The 20,438-nt window shown below is 61.3% G+C and carries 20 protein-coding genes; 12 read left to right on the forward strand and 8 right to left on the reverse strand.

Annotated features, from left to right (window positions below):
• Positions 1-387: 387 nt before the first annotated feature.
• Positions 388-1,503: an AI-2E family transporter gene (locus tag BCY88_RS18350; protein WP_183081397.1), complete on the reverse strand. Its 1,116-nt coding sequence runs from the start codon at positions 1,501-1,503 to the stop codon at positions 388-390.
• 271 nt (positions 1,504-1,774) lie between these two features.
• Between BCY88_RS18350 and BCY88_RS18355 the strand changes: the two genes are divergently transcribed.
• The 4 genes from BCY88_RS18355 (at position 1,775) to BCY88_RS18370 (ending at position 5,711) form a co-directional block, all read left to right on the forward strand.
• On the forward strand, positions 1,775-2,989 hold the full coding sequence (locus BCY88_RS18355; RefSeq protein ID WP_120345649.1) for a DUF2863 family protein: 1,215 nt from the start codon (positions 1,775-1,777) through the stop codon (positions 2,987-2,989).
• Between the two features lie 217 nt (positions 2,990-3,206).
• Positions 3,207-4,082, forward strand: coding sequence for a response regulator transcription factor (locus BCY88_RS18360; protein WP_120345650.1), 876 nt, complete (start codon positions 3,207-3,209; stop codon positions 4,080-4,082).
• A 112-nt stretch (positions 4,083-4,194) separates the two neighbouring features.
• A complete protein-coding gene (locus BCY88_RS18365) occupies positions 4,195-4,869 on the forward strand; it encodes an energy-coupling factor ABC transporter permease (RefSeq protein ID WP_120345651.1) in 675 nt (224 codons plus the stop codon).
• A 167-nt stretch (positions 4,870-5,036) separates the two neighbouring features.
• The gene (locus tag BCY88_RS18370; protein ID WP_120345652.1) at positions 5,037-5,711 is read left to right on the forward strand and encodes a BspC domain-containing protein; all 675 of its coding nucleotides are present in this window, start codon (positions 5,037-5,039) and stop codon (positions 5,709-5,711) included.
• 111 nt (positions 5,712-5,822) lie between these two features.
• Here BCY88_RS18370 and BCY88_RS18375 read toward each other — a convergent pair whose 3' ends face one another.
• Together BCY88_RS18375 and yaaA are read right to left on the reverse strand one after the other, a co-directional pair.
• Positions 5,823-6,977 carry a M14 family metallopeptidase gene (locus tag BCY88_RS18375; RefSeq protein WP_120345653.1) on the reverse strand — a complete coding sequence of 385 codons (1,155 nt, stop codon included), beginning with the start codon at positions 6,975-6,977 and terminating at the stop codon, positions 5,823-5,825.
• Between the two features lie 34 nt (positions 6,978-7,011).
• Positions 7,012-7,794, reverse strand: a complete 783-nt coding sequence (gene yaaA / locus BCY88_RS18380; protein WP_120345654.1) for a peroxide stress protein YaaA — start codon at positions 7,792-7,794, stop codon at positions 7,012-7,014.
• A 58-nt stretch (positions 7,795-7,852) separates the two neighbouring features.
• On the opposite strand from yaaA, the gene BCY88_RS18385 reads away from it, so the two are divergent.
• Together BCY88_RS18385 and BCY88_RS18390 are read left to right on the forward strand one after the other, a co-directional pair.
• Positions 7,853-8,341: a putative toxin-antitoxin system toxin component, PIN family gene (locus BCY88_RS18385; RefSeq protein WP_120345655.1), complete on the forward strand. Its 489-nt coding sequence runs from the start codon at positions 7,853-7,855 to the stop codon at positions 8,339-8,341.
• A gap of 127 nt (positions 8,342-8,468) precedes the next feature.
• Positions 8,469-9,641: a pyridoxal phosphate-dependent aminotransferase gene (locus tag BCY88_RS18390; protein WP_120345656.1), complete on the forward strand. Its 1,173-nt coding sequence runs from the start codon at positions 8,469-8,471 to the stop codon at positions 9,639-9,641.
• Between the two features lie 109 nt (positions 9,642-9,750).
• On the opposite strand, the gene BCY88_RS18395 is transcribed toward BCY88_RS18390, so the two are convergent.
• A complete protein-coding gene (locus BCY88_RS18395; RefSeq protein WP_120345657.1) occupies positions 9,751-10,398 on the reverse strand; it encodes a glutathione S-transferase family protein in 648 nt (215 codons plus the stop codon).
• A 126-nt stretch (positions 10,399-10,524) separates the two neighbouring features.
• Here BCY88_RS18395 and BCY88_RS18400 point away from each other — a divergent pair, with 126 nt between their 5' ends.
• From BCY88_RS18400 to BCY88_RS18425, 6 genes are all read left to right on the forward strand, one after another.
• Positions 10,525-12,081, forward strand: coding sequence for a 3-hydroxyacyl-CoA dehydrogenase (locus tag BCY88_RS18400; protein ID WP_120345658.1), 1,557 nt, complete (start codon positions 10,525-10,527; stop codon positions 12,079-12,081).
• Positions 12,078-12,866, forward strand: a complete 789-nt coding sequence (locus tag BCY88_RS18405; RefSeq protein ID WP_120345659.1) for an oxepin-CoA hydrolase, alternative type — start codon at positions 12,078-12,080, stop codon at positions 12,864-12,866. Before BCY88_RS18400 ends, BCY88_RS18405 begins: the two co-directional genes overlap by 4 nt.
• Positions 12,867-12,897: 31 nt before the next feature.
• Positions 12,898-13,614 carry a histidine phosphatase family protein gene (locus BCY88_RS18410; RefSeq protein ID WP_120345660.1) on the forward strand — a complete coding sequence of 239 codons (717 nt, stop codon included), beginning with the start codon at positions 12,898-12,900 and terminating at the stop codon, positions 13,612-13,614.
• A 20-nt stretch (positions 13,615-13,634) separates the two neighbouring features.
• Positions 13,635-14,741 (forward strand): phosphotransferase, encoded by a 1,107-nt coding sequence (locus BCY88_RS18415; RefSeq protein WP_120345661.1) that lies wholly within the window; start codon positions 13,635-13,637, stop codon positions 14,739-14,741.
• 62 nt (positions 14,742-14,803) lie between these two features.
• Positions 14,804-16,063, forward strand: coding sequence for an acyl-CoA dehydrogenase family protein (locus tag BCY88_RS18420; protein WP_120345662.1), 1,260 nt, complete (start codon positions 14,804-14,806; stop codon positions 16,061-16,063).
• Between the two features lie 174 nt (positions 16,064-16,237).
• On the forward strand, positions 16,238-16,939 hold the full coding sequence (locus tag BCY88_RS18425) for a glutathione binding-like protein (protein WP_120345663.1): 702 nt from the start codon (positions 16,238-16,240) through the stop codon (positions 16,937-16,939).
• Positions 16,940-17,100: 161 nt separating this feature from the next.
• Here the strand turns inward: BCY88_RS18425 and BCY88_RS18430 are convergent, their stop codons facing one another.
• From BCY88_RS18430 to BCY88_RS18445, 4 genes are read right to left on the reverse strand one after another with little or no spacing between them, the layout of a single operon-like run.
• Entirely contained in the window at positions 17,101-17,580 is a 480-nt protein-coding gene (locus BCY88_RS18430; RefSeq protein ID WP_120345664.1) for a MaoC family dehydratase, read from the reverse strand.
• The gene (locus BCY88_RS18435) at positions 17,577-18,035 is read right to left on the reverse strand and encodes a MaoC family dehydratase (RefSeq protein WP_120345665.1); all 459 of its coding nucleotides are present in this window, start codon (positions 18,033-18,035) and stop codon (positions 17,577-17,579) included. Before BCY88_RS18435 ends, BCY88_RS18430 begins: the two co-directional genes overlap by 4 nt.
• A gap of 36 nt (positions 18,036-18,071) precedes the next feature.
• Positions 18,072-19,199, reverse strand: a complete 1,128-nt coding sequence (locus tag BCY88_RS18440; RefSeq protein WP_120345666.1) for an acyl-CoA dehydrogenase family protein — start codon at positions 19,197-19,199, stop codon at positions 18,072-18,074.
• A 10-nt stretch (positions 19,200-19,209) separates the two neighbouring features.
• Positions 19,210-20,406, reverse strand: a complete 1,197-nt coding sequence (locus BCY88_RS18445; RefSeq protein WP_120345667.1) for an acyl-CoA dehydrogenase family protein — start codon at positions 20,404-20,406, stop codon at positions 19,210-19,212.
• Positions 20,407-20,438: the final 32 nt, after the last annotated feature.

Below are 20,438 nucleotides of genomic sequence, written 5' to 3' on the forward strand. Positions count from 1 at the left end.
TAATACTAGTGTGAGACTTGATACTTTCGCTTATGCCAGACTCCGAAGAATCCGGCTCGCGTCGCGCATCAAGCGCCCACACTTATCGGCTGTTAATTTTTAAAGATCGAGTACGCATTCACTACCAAACCAGCACCGTGTCGCACACTTCGCAACCACCGGCNACCGCTTCGTTCTGCGTCGCTGCATCAGCAGCAGAGAAACGAGATTATGAAGAACTTTCGCTACATCGTCAACAGGTTTTTGAAACTTTCTTAACCCGCTCACTTCGCGCAAAGCCTTGCCACTACTGGCTCTCCCGCTTCCCGTGCCCCGGCGTCCGGAGCACGAAAGAGCGAGATTCTAGCGAGCCAGACCGGCCCTTGCAAGCGTTATCTGGGATTTATTTCAAGGCGCTTTTTCTATGCGCTTTTGCTCGTCGACAACCGGCACTTCCACGTCGGATGCCTGAGCGCGTGCTGCCGGGGCGCCAATCGTCCAATCGTGCAGCACGGTATAGGCAACCGCGAGCAACGTTGGGCCGATGAAAACACCAAGGAAGCCAAAAGCAAACGCACCGCCCAGGATACCCAGCATCACCAGGATCAGCGGCATGTCACTACTCTTGCCGATCAAAATCGGCTTGATGACATTGTCGGACATACCGACGACCAACACGCCCCACACAACCAGAAAGATGGCCCAACCCGTTGCATCGCCGTGATACAGCCAGATCGCCGCGGGCAACCAGACGACAACCGGCCCACCCGGTATAACTGACAGGAAAAACGTCGCCAATCCAAGTAGCGCCGGTGCCGGGACGCCCGCAATCCAGCAACCAAATCCGGCAAGAATGCCTTGCACAAGCGCGGTGCCGAGGATTCCATAAACCACGCCCTTCACCGTGCTGCCAGCCAGCGTCAGCAAGTAATCGGCGCGTTCGCCGGCGATGCGCCGCATGCCCGCCCGCAGCCATGCTGCCGCGCCCTCTCCACCGGTGTAAAAGAAGAACGCGAGCACGATACTGAGTGCCAGCAATCCCAGACCGTGCGTCACGGCGATCGCAGCCGCCAGAATCCACTTCCCAGCCGGCGCCGCAAGCGCACGCATTTGAGCAATCAGTTCAGAGTTGCTACTCGTTACGTTCGCCCAAAAGGTCTCGATGTTCGAACCAACCAGCGGGATTCGCCCCACCCACGGCGGTAAATCCGGCAAGCCAGCCTCGAAGAGCCTCTGCACCAGCGCGACGATCTCGTGAACGTGCGCACCGAAAGCAAAGCCCGCATAGACGAATGGACCAAGCACTACGACCAGAATGATGAGCACGATCAATGTCGCCGCCAGCTTTCGCCGGCCCCCAACTGCTGCAGTGAGGCGCCGGTACAAGCCCCACGAGCTATAACTGAGGATGGCGCCCCACAGTAGCGCGGTCGTAAAAGGCGCAAGCACCAGCAGGGAGCCGCCCACCAATATGATCAACGCAAATACCGCGGCGAGACGTTCAATCAGTTGGTCCGATTTCACTATGAATCTCCTGTTGTGCCAGACCACAGCGACGAATAGACACGCACCAGCCAGGTGCCCACTGACCACGGGCAGTATAGAAGCGAGCCCCGCCTCTGGGCATGTCTTATATCATCCGGCCAGGATGCCATGCAACGCGTCTGATGGCGCCAGCCACAGGCTTATTTTCAATGCGAGAACCTCCCAATCCATCCCGCATAGGCGGCCAAATAATATGCCGGCATAGAAAAGACTAGAATATAAGGTTCTGTGCTTCCCAATTCCTGGATTTATGCGCTCGCGAATCGCCAAACGTCTCCCTCCCGATGCCGACAAGCTTGTCGGTCTTTCGCTCGCGCTTTTCGCGTCGGGCAGCCGCACCGAGGACCGCTTCTGGGAAGCGAAACTCGATGTGTTGCTGGCCAAGATCATCCGCAACGCCAACCAGACAACGCTGGACGCCGCGCTCGACCATCTGCAGCAGAATCATCCTGATGCTTACGGCGCGCTCGCCGATATGGCGGAAACGCACAGCGAGTCGTTCATCGTCGAGCATGAAGGCGCTCCTTACGAAGCGCTGCTGATTGCCGCGCCGGTGCTGGCCTGGACTCGCTACATGATTCCATCCGGCCCGCTCAAAGCGGACGCGGCCGACGCGTTGCGCGCGCACCTGCAGGCGCATGTGCTCGCGGCCAATACGCGTGTCGCCATGGTGCCGTTCCTTTACAGCATCGACCAACTGCCGCGTCACCACGTCGAAACCTGGCGTATTGCCCAGCAGCTGGCTCAGGCAGCAATGGCTGGCGGCAACGTCAAACTTAATTTTGGCGAACTGCCGGAAACCTCGCCAATCCTGGCCGACCCGCGCTTTCTGCTAGCGGTGGTCGCAGCGCCAGTGGGCGAACCGGCGTTTCGCTGGCAGGAAGAAGAGAACGGCAGCCGGATCGAGCGCGGCCAATGCCTCGAACAATGGGCAACGCAAGGCGGCGCCAATCTGTCGCTGGTGCTGCCCGGATGTGAATTCGAGTGCCTGCTGCCGGACGCCTATTATTCAGCCTGCCGCGACGCCGACGAAAGCGTGCGCCCTCACACGGTTAGGACCGCCGTGCGTTATCTATTCGACACAATCGGCGCGGCGCCACAGGAGTTGCGCGCTGTTGTCGCAGGCTTCGGCGAGCGCCGTATCGACGAATATCGCGTCGGCTTCACACGCAAGGGCAGCAATGATGTGATCTACGGCGTCGTGTGGCCACTCTATGGCCGCGAAAACGGCGAACCCGGAATTGATGAAGAACCGCAAGAGACCGCTGCGTCAGACGATCCGCTCGAAGAAATCGTCGCACTGCTCAAGGAAACCGGTGTGACAGACGTACGCCGCCACGCGGGCCGCTTCGAGCCGGAATATTGCGATGACTGCGGCGTCCCGCTCTATGCAGACCCGCTCGGCGAAATCGTCCACGCCGAAATGCCGGAAGACGCGGAACCCGCGCAGCCGCATTTCCACTGATCTACCGGCGCGGCGTCATTGCGCCGCACCGTCGACATCAGAAAGCCCCGCTGCACGCGGGGCTTTTTTTATGTCATTCCTCCTATGCCTTTTGGACAGGCCGTCAAAGCGAAGGGAATTTGTCATCATAGTGCCGGTGGCGCTTCGCAATGCTCCTGGCACCTTCGCCAGCTAGCACGCATCGCGCCCCCTCATCCGATTCATCTGGAGACATGGCATGCGATTCTCAATACTCAACTCAGACGCGGAACGACGCGATGGGCTCAAAGCACTGCTGCGGCAAATCGACCGGCTGGCGCGCTTTAACGAAGCACAGGATTGGCGTCAGGTCGAACGCACGCTCAAGCGCCTGCGGCCCGACCTGCTTGTGATCGATTGGCAGGACTGGATGTCGGTTGGCGATACCCGTCATCTGCTTAGCCATTACCCGGACCTGCGCATTGCAGTGCTAACCGACGAGGCCTCTCCAACCGTCGTTCGGAACCTCATGGACGAAGGCGTACTAGGCGTGGTTCCGCGCGAAACCGACCCGTGTCTGATCGTGCGCGCTTTCGAGATGGTTCTGCTGGGCGGTCACTATGTGCCGCCGGGCGCGTTGGCGCTCGATCCCCCGCTGCCTCCGGATGCCACCATCCGGCCATTCGACGAGAAGAATCCGCCGCCACGCCGAACCAGGCTTTCCAGCGGTCTGTCGCCCCGCCAGCAGCAGATCATGCGCTGCGTTCACATGGGCAGCACCAACAAAATGATCGCGCGCACGCTTGGCATCAGTGAAGGCACTGTCAAGATCCACCTGACCAGCATATTTCAGCAACTTGGAGCACCCAACCGCGCCGCCGCGGTAGCGCTCTACAACGGCTGGATGTCCGCTCACCTGGAAGTACTGCGCAACGACGACGATGGTCCGGTTCGTCCGGCCATGGGGCAAGCCGGCGTGGTGCCATTGCGGCGCCGTGCGCCGCGGCGCTTCCAGTATCCGTTGCCCGCGAACGACACGGCCGACACGCTGCCAATGGCGGCGGAACCCAACACGCCATACGGCGATGCGTCCGACGGGTTGGTGGCAGAGCAGGTCACGCAAGGTTCGGTATGACCTCAGCCGGCGCGCGCGCCAGAATCGTAACGCGCACTTTCTGGCTGCGTTCGTGTCGGCTGGCATGGAATCCGCTCACACCTTTTCTCGTCCAACGAGTAATATGAGATACATGGGTTTCCTCTACACACCGCTTCCGTTCTGGGTCGCTGTCGGTGGCTGGATCGCCACTGCGATAGTGGTCGCGCTCGCGCTGTGGAAAAATCCTTTCAAACGACTTCAGGACGGCACACTCCAGCATGTCTGGCTCGCGATTATCGTCGCGGTGTCGGTGCTGTGGGCGAGCAACGCATGGCTCGACGACGGCACGGTCATGCATCTGCTGGGCGCCACGCTAGTCGTCACGTTGTTCGATTGGGGACTGGCGCTGATCGCCATGGCGATAGTCACCGGTCTTGCCGCCGTCGTCTTCGACGCCCCCTGGCAGGGCATCGCGCTGACTTTCCTCGTGTTCGGTGCGCTGCCCGTCGGTATCTCGACGCTGATCCAGCGCGCCAGCATCGCCTGGCTGCCGCGTAACCTCTTCATGTTTATCTTCGGCCAGGGTTTTGTCTCACCCGCCATTGCCGTATCGCTCACGGCGGCGGCGGCGCTCGGCATTCACATCGTGCTCGCCGACGGCTCAATGGCTGTGGTGCCAGCCGGATACGCGTTCAGCGTGCTTCTGCTGGCCACCGGGGAGGCCTGGTTCACGGGTATGTCGACGGCATTGATCGCGGTCTATCGGCCGGCGTGGGTTACCACTTATGATGTGCGGCGATATCGATTGGGCGGGCCACGCACCTGACACGAGCGCGACGTCGAGCACATGTCCGCTGCAACTGGCCATCCCGGCCCATCAAACGCCTGAGTTCACGCACCACGACAGGACAAAATATTTGTGTCAGGATTGAACTCATTCCTCTCGCCAGGCATCTTACGTGCCTCATGTCTCATTAGCGTCTAACGAACTAGATGGATCGCACCAACGTACCGCGCCGATTGCGGCGGCTGGTCGGCCGGTTAGCAACACTTGCAGCGAGTCTCTCGCTCATTTGCGCTGCTCCCGCATACGCCGATCAACTCGAACAGCACAACGATCTCGTCAACAAATTTGTCAATGACATGCATGCGGACCCGCTTGTCGCAGACTGCGCCGCTCATGGCAATTTTGTTGCAAGTACATCGACCGCCTTCGACCATGTCGAATTCCCCCCCAGCTCTTTCGACAGCGCGCATGCATCGGTCACGCCCTGGAACGATTCGTTCGACGAGGGCAAGCAGCGCGTCAAGGTAGACAGCATCGTTACCGTCGAGGGTCTCGGCATCCCTCAGAGCGGCGGCGATCCAGCCGATCTCAAGTTCCGCTGCGGCTACGTCGGCTCACAGATGCTCGCGTTCAGCTGGAACGATCCCGTGCCGCCAGCCCGTGCGCATAGCTCCGGCTCCAGCGGAGCACGAGCGTCCTCGGGCAAGCATAAGAGCGTGAAGGGTAAGCACTCCGCTAGTGGTAAAACCACGAAGAAAGCGACCGGAAAGTCCTCGAAGGCAAGCTCGGGGAAATCTTCCCGAGCAACTTCCAGCAAATCTTCAGGCAAGCCTGCAGGCAAATCGACCGCGAAGAAGTCACCGGCGAAAAAGACTCAATGACGAGCATGGCTCCCGGCCGGTTCAACTGACCCGCGCGGCGGGTCATACCTCCCCCAAAAAACGGGGCACACACTTGCGAAAGTGTGTGCCCCGTTTTCATACGGCGTCCAGTCAGGCGAATGTCTCAACGTGCCGCAAAATCGCCTGCAGCATGGCGGCGCCCAATGACGCGCTACGCTCGCCGTTCCACCCCACCCGCTCGTCCGGCAAATTGGCGTTGTCCTTGAATGGCATCTCGAGCGTCAACGACAGGCAACCGAATTCGTTACCGATGTACTTCGACGCCAGCTTGAGCGCGTCTTCACGATACTTGCTCGCGGCATAGCCATATTTGTCCTGGAAATCGGGACTCGCATGTTTGAATGCTTCGATGAACGCTTTCTGCTCTTCGCCCTGACGCTCCGTGAAGCCCGGCAGCATTTCGGAGCCGGCCACGAACACGTACGGCAGCGCCTCGTCACCGTGGATATCGAAAAAGAGGTCGCAACCCAACGCGTGAATTGCATCACGCACCACCAGCACCTCGGGACTGCGAGCGGCGTCCGGCTCCATCCATTCGCGGTTCAGATTTGCGCCCGTCGCGTTGGTGCGCAGATTGCCGCGCACGCTGCCGTCCGGATTCATATTCGGCACGATGTAGAACACCGCGTGATCGTAGAGCTTGCGCGCCACCGGATCGCCCGCCCAATCGCCCCAACCCGCGAGACGCTTGACGAAGCCTTCGATGAACCACTCGGCCATCGTCTCGCCAGGATGCTGGCGCGCGATCAGCCAGATTTTCTTCTTGGCCACATCGCCGGTTTGCGGTGTGCCAAGCGTCAGCAGAGACATCGGCCGGCCCTCGACGGTCTTGCCCAACTCCGTCAGCGTGGCCTGTGGCATCTGCTGGATCGCACCGAGAAACTCCGAGTGACGTTCCTCGCTGTACGGCTCGAAATACGCGTAGTAGATGCGGTCGAAATCCGGCGTGTGGTCGATCGTCAACACCCGGCCGTCGTAGGAAGTCGGCACGCGGAACCAGTTCACCCGGTCATAGCTTGCCACTGCCTGGTAGTCGCGCCAGCCTTCGGCGAAGGCGCACGCCGCGGCATTTTCGAAGGTCATCACGCAGCGTTCGCCGGCCGCGCCCGACAACCGGAAATAAAACCACTGCGCGAACTCAGCGTGACTGTCGGGCCGCACGCGCAGACGGATGTTGCCGGCATCCTCGCAGGCCAGCACTTCGATCGCACCCGCATCGAAGTTGCTCGTAATCGATAACGTCATGATGTTCTTCCCTGCTTGTGTACGCCGCGATCGCCTAGTCAGCGATACGGCGACGGAATACGTAAGTGGAATCGTTCGAAGCCTCGGCGTTGAACGCGTAGCCTTCGGAGTCGAAGTCCTTCAGTTGCTCGGGCCTGTCGAGACGGTTTTCGACCGCGTAGCGCGCCATCAGACCGCGCGCACGCTTTGCATGGAAACTGATGATCTTGTAGCGGCCGCCCTTCCAGTCTTCAAACACCGGGGTGACGATCGGTGCTTCGAGCACCTTGGGCCTGACCGACTTGAAGTACTCACCGGAAGCACAGTTGACCAGCACGCGCGAGGCCGCTGCGCGCTTCTTCAGTTGCGCATTCAAAGCCTGCGTGATGCGCTCGCCCCAGAACGCGTACAGATCCTTGCCGCGAGTGTTGGCAAAGCGCGTACCCATTTCGAGGCGGTACGGTTGCAGCAGATCGAGCGGGCGCAGCAATCCATACAGACCAGAAAGCACGCGCACATGATTCTGCGCGTAATCCAGATCGGCCGAGGACAAGGTCCTGGCGTTGAAGCCTTCGTACACATCGCCGTTGAATGCGAGCACAGCCTGCTTGGCGTTGTGCGTGCCGAAACTGGGCGACCATTGCGCATAGCGCTCGAAATTGAGGTGGGCAAGCTGATCGGAAATGCTCATGAGCGAGCCGATCTGCTGCGGCGACAAAAGACGCAATCCGCCGATCAATTCGGCTGCATCGTCGACGAAATCGGGGATCGTGTGCTTTTTGACATGCGGAGGGGTTTCGTAGTCGAGCGATTTAGCCGGCGACAGAACGATTATCATAGAGGCCTTGCAGGCACGCCGTGCCTGGCGGTCAAAGACGAAAGCCAGATTGTAACGAATGCCCGGTTCCCATGCCTCACACGGCGCTTTGCGCGTCGTCCTCGACTCCAATGTCTGGATCGATATTCTCGTGTTCGACGATCCGCACACGCGGCCGATCCGCGCCGCGCTCGAAAGCGGTGCGCTCGCCGCGCTGATCGACGCGCGCTGCCTCGCCGAACTCACCTACGTGCTCGACTATCCGCAATTCGTGCATCGCAATGTCGACAAGGCGGCGGCGCTTGCCGTCGTCGCACGTCTTGCGCAGCTGGTCGAACCCGCCGCGCCCGCGGAAGATGCGAAGCCCTTGCCCAAATGCAAAGACCGCGACGACCAGAAATTCCTCGAACTCGCGCACGCCGCGCAAGCCGACTGGCTGGTGTCGAAAGACCGCGCGGTGTTGAAACTCGCCAAGCGGATTGCGCGCGACTTCGGTTTCCAGATTGCACAGCCGGCGCCGTTCGTTAGCGCGTGGATGGCGATCGCGGACGAACCCGCATCGGTATGAGACTTGGCCGGATGGCCAATGTTGAACCGGCTGCGCGCACGCAGCGCCGCGATTCCCTACAATCAGGCTTCGTCCTTTTCGAACGACGTCTTTCGCCAACTCACTCGACCACGCTCCGGACAGCGCCATGAATGCACCGCACGACACGCCCATGAGTCCCTCGTTTCCGTCTCGCCTGCCGGACGTCGGCACGACGATTTTCACCGTGATGAGCGCGCTCGCCGCCGAAAAAGGCGCAGTGAACCTCGGCCAGGGTTTTCCCGATTTCGGCTGCGATCCCCGCATTGTCGACGCGGTCGCGAACGCCATGCGCGACGGCCACAATCAATATCCGCCGATGGCCGGCGCCGCGCCGCTGCGTCAGGCGATTTCGGACAAGATCGCAAACCTCTACGGCCGCCGCTACGATGCGGCAAGCGAGATCACCGTGACGGCGGGCGCCACGCAGGCGCTGCTAACCGCGATTCTCTGCACCGTACATCCCGGCGACGAAGTAATCGTGGTCGAGCCGACCTACGACAGCTACGTGCCGTCGATCGAACTGGCCGGCGGCAAGCCGGTATTTGTCACGCTGGACGCCCCTGACTACGCAATCCCGTTCGACAAGCTCGCCGCCGCGATCACGCCGAAAACGCGGCTCCTCCTGATCAACACGCCGCACAATCCGACCGGCACGGTCTGGCGCGCAGAAGACATGCGCAAGCTCGAGGAAATCGTGCGCGGCACCAACGTGCTGATCCTGTCGGACGAGGTGTACGAGCACATGGTGTACGACGGCGCGCCGCACGAAAGCGTTGCGCGCTATCCGGAACTGGCGCAGCGCAGTTTCGTGGTGTCGAGCTTCGGCAAGACCTATCACGTCACCGGCTGGAAAATCGGTTACGTGGCCGCACCCGCCGCGCTCACCGCTGAATTTCGCAAAGTGCACCAGTTCAATGTGTTCACGGTCAACACGCCGATGCAGGTCGGCCTCGCTGAATACATGAAGGATCCGGCACCGTATCTGGACCTCCCCGCGTTTTATCAGAAGAAACGCGACTTCTTCCGCGCCGGCCTCGCGAATTCACGCTTCAAGCTGCTGCCTTGCACGGGCACCTACTTCCAGTGCGTCGACTATTCGGCGATCAGCGATTTGCCCGAAGCCGAATTCGCACAGTGGCTGACCGGCGAGATCGGGGTCGCGGCGATTCCGGTGTCGGCGTTCTATCACGAGGCACATGAATCCGGCGTGGTGCGCTTCTGCTTTGCCAAGCAGGAGGCAACCCTCGCCACCGCACTCGACCGGCTGGCGCGGCTCTAGGGCGCCCCGCGCGATGTCGCGAACGAACCCACGTTCCTCGCCATCGCGCGCAGCGGCTCACGCGTGCGTTGCACGCCCGATTTCATGTCACCGGCAAGACACCCGTGGGTCAAGCCGGGCGCGAGGCCGCAATGTGCGCCTTGCGATCTTCGGTCACGCGCTGTGCAGCCGGACGGGCGTTGATCGCCTTCACATAGCTTTTCCAGTCCACGCCGGCGTCGAGCAGAAAATCGCGGCCGTAGACAATCTGCGTTGCCATGCCGACCAGCGGCAAGCTCACAAAACCCGCTGCGTCGGCGATACTGAAACGCTCGCCGCGCAAATACGGCCCGAATTTTGCGAGCCGCTTGAAGCCGGCAATGTGATGCGCGAGCAGCTTCTCGACACGCCCCTTGGTCGCGTCAGTCACGGTACCGCCGAAGAACGCTTCCTTGTAAAGATTGCGCACGGTCAGTTCGAGATGCACATCCACGAACGTGATCAACTCGCGCTCCTTGGCCGCTTCCCATGGGTCAGCAGAAAAAATCGCCTTGTCGGGAAAACGTGCGGCCAGATACTCGACGATGGCTTGCGATTCGCACAGATCGCCATGCTCGGTCTGGATATAGGGAACCTTGCCGAGCGGAGAATGCTCGAGCATCGTCTCTTCCTGACTCGGCATCACGAGCACTTCCTCGAACGGAATGCCGTGTTCGAGGAGCACAAACTTTACTTTGTTGTAGTAGTTAGAAAGCGCGAAACCGCACAGCTTGATCATCGGGTGTCTCCTTCCTTCGGGTTGTTTGAGACCGCGCCTCACAATCAAAGCAGCGGCCTGCGATCAATCATCCAGTAAATTGCACGATCGTGCTATTCTAAAATAACCATGGAGTCGAGCATCACAATGACCTCTCGCAATTTCAGCATCGAGACTATCGGCATTGTCGGAACCGGCGCAATGGGCCGCGGCATTGCCCAGATCGCCGCGCTGGCGGGTCTCACCGTGCGTCTTTACGACACCAACCCCGCTGCGATCGGCGCCGCACGCGACTACCTTGCCGAGACTTTCGCCAAATTGACCGCCAAAGGCAAGCTCGATCAGGCTCGCTCACTCGCCGCGCTGGCGAACGTGAGCGGCGCGCAGGTCGTCGGCGATCTGGCCGATTGCGATCTGGTCATCGAGGCGATCGTCGAAAAACTCGAGGTCAAGCAGGCCCTCTTTCGTGAGCTCGAAACGGTGGTGAGCGGCCGTTGCGTACTGGCATCGAACACCTCGTCGCTGTCGATTACGGCGATCGCGGCGGGCTGCACGAATCCGTCGCGAGTGGCCGGATATCACTTCTTCAATCCGGTTCCGCTGATGAAGGTCGTCGAGGTGATCGACGGCCTGCGCAGCGATCCCGCCGTTGGCGATGCGCTGATGGACCTCGCGCGCCGCATGGGGCACACGCCGGTGCGCGCGAAAGATATGCCCGGGTTCATCGTCAATCACGCGGGCCGCGGCATGAATACCGAAGGCTTGCGCGTGGCCGGCGAAGGCGTGGCGAGCTTCGCCGACATCGACCGCATCATGCGCGAGCAGGCAGGCTTTCGCCTCGGGCCGTTCGAACTGCTCGACCTGACCGCGCTTGACGTATCGCATCCGGTGATGGAATCGATCTATCACCAGTTCTATGAAGAACCGCGCTTCACACCCTCGCCGATCACCGGCACGCGCCTCGCCGGTGGCCTGATCGGCCGCAAGACGGGCGAAGGCTTCTATCGCTATGAAGACGGCAAGCAGCAAGTGCCTACGGAAGCGCCCGCGCCAACCGAACTGCCGCGCAGCGTGTGGGTCAGCAAGCGCTATCCGCAGGCGCATGATGCCGTCGTGCAACTCATCGCCAAGGCCGGCGTCAAGCTCGACGAAGGCGCAACGCCCACAGCGGATTCGTTGATCGTCGTGACACCGTTCGGTCACGACGCGACCACCGCCGCCGTCGACGAAGCACTCGATGCCGCCCGCGTTGTCGCTATCGACACCCTTTTCCCGCTGGCCACCGCACAACGCCGCACGCTCATGACGACGCCCGCCACCAGCCGCGCGGCACGTGAAACCGCGCACGCACTCTTTGCCGCCGACGGCGTTCCTGTCACCGTGATCCGTGACTCGACCGGCTTCGTCGCGCAACGCGTCGTGGCGACCATCGTCAACATCGGCTGCGACATTGCGCAAAAACAGATCGCGACGCCGGACGATATCGACCTCGCCGTAACGCTCGGCCTCGGCTACCCACGCGGGCCACTCGCACTCGGCGATGCCCTCGGCGCGAAAACGATTCTCACCATCTTGCGCAATATCTTTAGCGTGCTCGGTGATCCGCGCTATCGTCCATCGCCCTGGCTGGCACGGCGTGCGCAACTTGGCCTGTCGCTCACGCAACGCGACGCTGCAGACACTCAAACGGAGACCCAACAATGAGCGCCGAACTGCTGACCTCGCGCCCGACTGAAAGCGAATCGACGCTAGTCCTCACATTGTCGAACCCCGGCGCACGCAACGCGCTGCATCCCGACATGTATGCCGCGGGCATCGAAGCGCTCGAGTCCGTGGAGCGCGATCCTTCCATACGCGCGGTCGTGATTACCGGCGCTGACAATTTCTTTTGTGCCGGCGGCAATCTGAACCGCCTGCTGGAAAATCGCGCGAAAGATCCGTCGGTGCAGGCAGAAAGTATCGACCTGCTCGGCGAATGGATTTCGGCGCTGCGCCTGTCGTCGAAGCCGGTGATCGCCGCCGTCGACGGCGCAGCCGCCGGTGCGGGATTTTCGCTCGCGCTTGCGTGCGATCTGATAGTCGCCGCGGAAGACGCCAAATTCGTCATGTCGTATGCACGCGTGGGGCTCACGCCCGATGGCGGTGGCTCGTGGTTTCTCGCACAGGCCCTGCCGCGTCAACTGGCGACCGAAGTGCTGATCGAAGGCAAACCGATCGGCGCCGCGCGTCTGCACGATCTCGGCGTCGTCAACAAACTGGCGAAGACCGGCACCGTGCGCGACGCCGCGCTCGCCTGGGCCGACGAAATCGGCAAGATCTCGCCGAATTCGGTCGCGCGCATCAAGGGGCTCATCGGCGCGGCAGGCGCACAGCCGCTTGCTGAACATCTGGTCGCCGAGCGCGACAGCTTTGTTGCCTCACTGCACCATCGCGACGGGCTCGAAGGGATTTCCGCCTTCCTCGAAAAACGCGCGCCAGTCTACAAATGAACGCGAGTGAACCGAATTGAGCGAAGGGACCATGCCTGACTTTCAACTCCCCAAACGCCGCCGCATCTTTCTGATGCGTCATGGCGATGTGACCTACTTCGACGACTCCGGCCGCGCGATCGACCCTGAAACCGTGCCGTTGAACGCAAACGGCCGCGAGCAGGCAAGCGCGGCAGGCCGGGTGTTCGCCGAACAGCACATCCGGTTCGATCGGGTGATCGTAAGCGGTTTGCCGCGCACCGTCGAAACCGCCCAACGCGTGCTGGCCGAAACCGGTCAGCAGATCGAGTTCGATATCGAACCCGCGTTGCAGGAGATTCGCGGCGGCAAGCTCAGCAACATTGCGCCGCAGGATATCGAAGCAGCGTTTCTCGGCGCGTTCGACGGCATCGTGCCGGAAAGCACCCGCTTTCTCGACGGCGAAACCATCGGCGCGCTGTTCGACCGGGTGTTGCCCGCAGTGGCGGCGCTGCGCGAGGACACGTCATGGGACACCGTGCTGCTGGTGCTGCACGGGGGCGTGAATCGCGCGATTCTGTCGCATGCGCTCACTGCGGGCGGCCGTACTTTTTTCGGCCATCTGGCGCAGGCCACCGGTTGCATCAACGCGCTCGATGTCGGCGCCGCACCGCGCGACTGGGTACTGCGCACGATCAACTATGCCCCGCCGTCGCCCTTACACCGCGACGTTCGCAACACCACGATGGAAATGCTCTACGCACAATTCATTCAATACCAGCGTAGTTGAACCCGAACTGGAGGAGACACATGGTGCAAGCCACACAGACCGGCGAACCAGAACACAAGCCGGATTACTCGGCCTTCGAGGGCACGCGGCCTGTCAACGAGCGGCAACGCTTCGACAGCGACGCGCTCGCCGCGTGGCTAAGCCAGCATGTCGATGGGTTTTCCGGACCACTCACGCTGGAGCAATTCGCCGGCGGCCAGTCGAATCCCACCTTCAAACTCGTTACGCCCACGCGCTCGTATGTGATGCGCGCGAAGCCCGGGCCGGCCGCGAAGTTACTGCCCTCAGCGCACGCTGTCGAACGCGAATACCGCGTGATGCATGCACTCTCCGGCACCGATGTGCCGGTCGCGAATATGCTCGCTTTGTGCGAGGACGAAAGCGTGATCGGCCGGGCGTTCTACGTCATGGAGTTTGTCGAGGGTCGCGTGCTGTGGGACCAGTCTTTGCCCGGCATGACGCCTGCGGAACGCACGGCCATTTACGACGAAATGAATCGCGTGATTGCCGCGCTGCATAGCGTCGACGTCACGGCAATCGGTCTTGCCGACTACGGCAAACCGGGCAACTATTTCGCCCGCCAGATCGGCCGTTGGAGCAAGCAGTACATCGCGTCCGAAACCGAGCCGATCGACGCGATGCAACGCCTGATCGAATGGCTGCCACAGCATATGCCGGCGGAAACGGGCGAGCGCGCCTCGGTCGTGCATGGCGATTACCGGCTCGACAATCTGATCTTCCATCCCACCGAGCCACGCGTACTGGCCGTACTCGACTGGGAACTGTCAACGCTCGGCGACCCGCTCGCTGACTTCGCCTATCACTGCATGGCGTGGCACGTCGATCCCACGCAGTTTCGGGGCATTGCGGGCCTCGACTGGGCGGCCCTCGGCATTCCTGACGAAGCGCAATACGTCGAGCGCTATTGCAAGCGCACCGGCTTCGAGATCCACGGCGACTGGAATTTCTATCTGGCGTACAACATGTTCCGCATCGCCGCCATTCTGCAAGGGATCATGAAACGCGTGGTCGACGGTACAGCAGCCAGTGCTCAGGCGCTCGACGCCGGGCGCCGCGCGAAGCCGATGGCCGAACTCGCCTGGCGCTACGCACAGAAAGTACGTTAAGCCAATCGGCGCACCAGGTTGCGCTCCTGAACACACGTCATTCGTCATCCGCGAGGTCACACATGAATTTCGACTACACCCCGAAGGTTCAGGCGCTGCGCGAGAAACTGCTCGCCTTCTTCGACGAGCACATCTATCCGAACGAGCAGGCGTTCTACGCCGAGATTGCGCGCAATCGCCAGAACGGCAACGCGTGGCTGCCAACCGAGCTGATCGAGCAACTGAAACAGAAGGCGCGGGACGCCGGCTTGTGGAACCTGTTCCTGCCTGAATCGGTGCGCGGCGCCGGCCTGACGAATCTTGAGTACGCGCCGCTGTGCGAGATCATGGGCCGTGTACCCTGGGCACCGGAAGTGTTCAACTGCAATGCGCCCGACACTGGCAACATGGAAACAATCGAACGCTACGGCAGCGACGACAACAAGCGCGAGTGGCTCGAACCGTTGCTGCAAGGGCACATCCGTTCGGCGTTTCTGATGACGGAACCGGAGGTGGCATCCTCGGACGCGACCAATATCCAGACGAGCATCGTGCGCGATGGCGACACCTACGTGATCAACGGCCACAAGTGGTGGTCCTCCGGTGCAGGAGATCCGCGCTGCAAAATCTACATCGTGATGGGCAAGACTGACCCCGAAGCTGCGCGCCATGCACAGCAGTCGATGATTCTGGTTCCCGCCGATGCCACCGGCATTACCGTACACCGCCCTCTCACCGTGTTCGGCTACGACGACGCGCCGCATGGTCATATGGAAATTACGCTTGAGAACGTGCGCGTGCCGGCCACCAACATGCTGCTCGGCGAAGGACGCGGTTTCGAAATTGCCCAGGGCCGCCTCGGACCAGGACGCATCCACCACTGCATGCGTTTGATCGGTCTCGCCGAGCGCGCGCTCGAACTCATGGCGAAACGTTCCATGCAACGCATCGCTTTCGGTAAGCCGGTTGCCGCGCAAGGCGTCACGCAGGAGCGCCTCGCCGAAGCACGTTGCATGATCGAACAGGCGCGTCTGCTGACACTGAAAACCGCGTACATGATGGACACGGTCGGCAACAAGGGCGCGCGCGGCGAGATCGCCATGATCAAGGTGGTCGCGCCGAATATGGCATGCCAGGTGATCGACTGGGCGATCCAGGCGCATGGCGGCGGTGGTGTCAGCGACGATTTTCCGCTGGCGTATGCCTATGCTTGCGCACGGACGCTACGCTTCGCCGACGGTCCCGACGAAGTGCACCGCAACGCAATCGCAAAGCTCGAACTGGCACGCTACATGGATGCGGGCGCTGCGGCGCGCGTGGAGATGCCGGTTACGCGGGTTTGAACGCTTGAACGTATGAGCGGGCGTTCGAGCCTGGCTTCGCAGTGGTCGATCAGGCCGCGAAGTCGAGATCAGGCTCATAACGGCGCGCCCAGCAGCGTCGCTCGATCTGTGCTCTAATTTTCGTCAATTGTGGCGCCCTTTGCGGCGCCGCTTTCACAAAACGAAGGAGCCAGGATGATCGACGTCTATAGCTGGGCAACCCCGAACGGCCATAAAGTTCACATCATGCTCGAGGAAACGGGCCTCGCGTACGCGGCGCATGGCATCGACATCGGTGCAGGCGACCAGTTCAAACCCGAATTCCTTGCCATCAGCCCGAACAACAAGATTCCCGCGATCGTCGATCCGGAAGGTCCCAAAGACGCCGACGGCAAACCGTTCGCACTGTTCGAATCGGGCGCGATTCTGATTTACCTCGCGGAGAAGACCGGTAAATTCCTGCCCACCGATCCGGCCGCACGCTATGCGACGCTGCAATGGCTGATGTTCCAGATGGGCGGCCTCGGTCCGATGCTTGGGCAAACGCATCATTTCCGTATCTACGCGCCGCAGCCGCTCGAATATGCGATCAACCGTTACACGAACGAAGCGCGGCGTCTGTACGGCGTGATGGATACGCAACTTGGCAAGACGCGGTATCTGGCCGGCAATGACTACACGATCGCTGACATCGCGGCATTTCCGTGGACACGCTCGTGGCAAAACCAGGGCATCGAACTGGATGCGTTGCCGAATGTGAAACGCTGGCACGAAGAAATTGCCGCACGTCCGGCGGTGGTGCGCGGCGTCGAAGTGTTGGCGTCGGCCCGTAAGCCACTCATGGACGATAAAGCCAAAGAAATGCTGTTCGGTGCGACGCAGTACGCCAAGCGGTAGTCGTGCCGTCGATGCGCGGTCTCGGTGCGGTGCTCATTCGCATTGACGATGAGATGAGCGCAATCGCAGCATCTCCGTCCGTAGAGGCATCGACATAAAAAAGCGCGAGACGGCATCACGGCCGCTCGCGCTTTTTTTCCCAACCTGCCGGCTATGGACGGTTAGAAGTAGTGCCGCGTGATGAACTCCGCGACACATACCGGCCGCTCACTGCCCTGCCGCTCCAGCGTCACATTCCATTCAACCTGCACGCCTGCGTTGTCGACATCAGTGACGGCTTCCACTGCAAACCGTGCACGCAACTGCGAACCGACCGGCACGGGCGACGTGAATCGCACGCGATTCAATCCGTAATTGACACCCATGCGCTGCTCGAGCGCCACCGTCTTGCCGAGCAAGGCCGGAATCAACGACAGCGTAAGGAACCCATGTGCGACCGGACCACCGAACGGTGACTCACGCCGTGCCCGCTCGGGATCGACGTGAATCCACTGGTGATCGCCGGTAGCTTCGGCGAAACGATCGACGCTCGCCTGATCGACCGTCAGCCAGTCGCTGACGAGCGGTTCAGCGCCAATCAGCGCGCGCAAAGCCGCTGCGTCGCCAAACGTTGCGGCTGCCGCCGCACTGCTGCCCGTCACGACGCAGCTCCCGGATTGCGTAGTCCGAACAGGCCTTTGGAGCGCACAGTAATCACCGTCTCACCGTGTTGGTTGATGCCCTCCCACTGTGTCGACACGATGCCCCGATCCGGTTTGCTCTCCGAAACACGCTTGTCGAGCACAGCGTTCATCATCGTGATCGTGTCGCCGACGCGCACCGGCTTCAACCAGCGGATTTCGTCGATACCGGGCGACCCCATCGACGTAGAACCCGCGATCAGATTACGCACCAGCATGCCCATCATGACCGAACAGGTATGCCAGCCGCTTGCAATCAATCCGCGAAACGGCGACTCTGCGGCAGCGGCATCGTCCACGTGAAACGGCTGCGGATCGAACCTCTCCGCGAACTCGACAATCTCTTCACGCGTGAACGTATGCTTGCCGATTTCGGTAGTCGTGCCGACTACCATGTCCTCGAAACTCAAACCCATCGCCACACCTCCTTCCCATCCGATTCGACCGGCTGATCAAGCTTCGGCAGTGACAAAACCGGGCAGCGCGGCAAACCGCGCAAGATGGTGATCGACATCGCCCAAAGTGGTTTCGATAATAGCAAGGCGCTTGAACAGATGCGCCGCCGCGACTTCGTTCGTGACACCCATGCCGCCGTGCAACTGGACGGCCTGCTGCCCCACGAACCGCGCGGCCTGACCAACGCGTGCCTTCGCCGCGGAGACCGCACGGCGGCGTTCGTCGGCGTCTGCGCTCGTGTAGCGCATCGCCGCGAGATAAGTGACCGAACGCGCCTGCTCGGCCTGAATCAGCATCTCGACCATGCGATGCTGCAAAGCCTGAAAACGCGCGATCGGCTGACCGAACTGCTGGCGCGTTTTGGTGTATTCGACCGTTGCATGATTCAGCGCATCGAGCGCGCCAATCGCTTCGGCACAGAGCAGCACCGTGCCGTAATCCGCGATGTGCTCGAGTGCTGCGGCGCCGGCGTGCTTGCCCGTGAGCCGGCGTGCAGGCGTGCCCTCGAACTTCAGTGTTGCCGCGCGCTGGCCATCGATTGTGCGGTAGTCGGTCACTTTGACGCCCGCGGCATCGCGAGCGACCACAAAGAGCGCGATCTCGCCATTCAGTCGAGCCGGCACGATCCAGTAATCTGCTTGCGCGCCGTGCAGCACAACCGACTTCGTGCCGGTCAACGTCTGCTGATCACCCTGAGTGCTCGCCGCGGTCTCGACCTCGAACAGGTCGTAACGTGCATGCGGCTCGTGAAATGCCACTGCGAGCTTGATCTCACCCTGGGCCGAGCGTTCGAGCAGCGATGCGTCTTCGCCCTGCGCGCTGCCCGCCAGCCGCAGCGCTTCGACACCCACCGCAGTCGCCCAGTACGGCTCGACCACCAGAGCACGGCCGAGTTCCTGCATCACCACCAGCATATCGATCGGGCTGCCATTAAAGCCACCTTGCGCTTCCGGCACCGGCAACGCGGTCAGCCCCAATTCGGTGAAGGCCGCCCAGTGCGTATCCGATACACCGGCTTCCGATTGCACAATCGCCTGGCGCGCCTCGAATCCATAGCTCTTGTCCAGATAACGGCGCAGCGCGTCAGCAAATTGCTGTTGTTCGTCGTTGAAAGTGAAGTCCATGCGCCGCTCCTCAAAGTCCCAGAATCATCTGCGCGATGATGTTCTTTTGAATTTCGTTCGAGCCGCCGTAAATCGACGTCTTGCGGAAGTTGAAGTAGTACGCGGCCAGCGGCGCGGCGTCATCGTCGCCGGCGACACTATGTTCGCGTTCGCCTTCAAGGAAGGGCACGTCGAACGGTGCGGCGAGTGGTCCAACGGCTTCGAACATCAGTTCGGTTAGCGCCTGCTGCACTTCCGTGCCCTTGATCTTGAGCATCGAGGCTTCCGGTCCAGGCCCGCGCCCGCCGGTTTCATTGGCGACTACGCGTTGCACGGTGACTTCGAGCGCCATCAGTTCGATCTCGAGGCTTGCGACTTTCGCGGCGAACACAGGATCTTGCAGCAGCGGCTTGCCGTTCTTCTTCTGGTCCAGCGCGAGGCGCTTCAGGAATACGAGTTCGCGCTTCGATTGGCCGACGCGCGCAATACCCGTGCGCTCGTGTCCGAGCAGGTACTTCGCATAGGTCCAGCCACGATTCTCTTCGCCAACCAGATTGTCGAGCGGCACCTTCACGTCTTCGAAGAAGACTTCGTTGACTTCGTGGTCTTCGTCGAGCGTGATGATCGGACGCACCGTAATACCGGGTGTCTTCATGTCGATCAGCAGGAACGAGATGCCTTCCTGCTTTTTCGCGCCGCTGTCGGTGCGCACGAGGCAGAACATCATGTCGGCGTACTGGCCCAGCGTAGTCCAGGTCTTCTGGCCGTTGACCACATAGTGATCGCCAACGCGCTCGGCGCGTGTGCGCAGCGAGGCCAGATCGGAGCCGGAGCCGGGTTCGGAGTAGCCCTGGCACCACCAGTCCGTACCGTCGAGAATCCGCGGCAGATAGTGGCGCTTCTGCGCCTCATTGCCGTACTTCATCAGTACAGGCGCAACCATCGAGACGCCGAACGGCAACACGGACGGCGCGCCGATACGCGCGCACTCTTCGTCCCAGATATGCCGTTGAGTCGCGTCCCAGCCCGGGCCGCCGTATTCTTTCGGCCAGGCGACGACTGACCAGCCGCGCGTGCCGAGCAGCTTGTGCCAGCTCGCGAAGTCTGCGCGATTCAAACGCTTGTGGTTGAGTACTTTGTCGCTCAGCTCGCGAGGCAGATTCGCTTCGAGCCAGGCGCGGATGTCGGCGCGGAACGCGTCGTCAGCGGGGGAATAGTCCAGATTCATGCGTAGTGTCTCCTGGCCGCAACCGCCCGCTG

Origin of the sequence: Paraburkholderia fungorum, assembly GCF_003610895.1 — a bacterium.
Classification (GTDB): Bacteria; Pseudomonadota; Gammaproteobacteria; order Burkholderiales; family Burkholderiaceae; genus Paraburkholderia; species Paraburkholderia fungorum_B.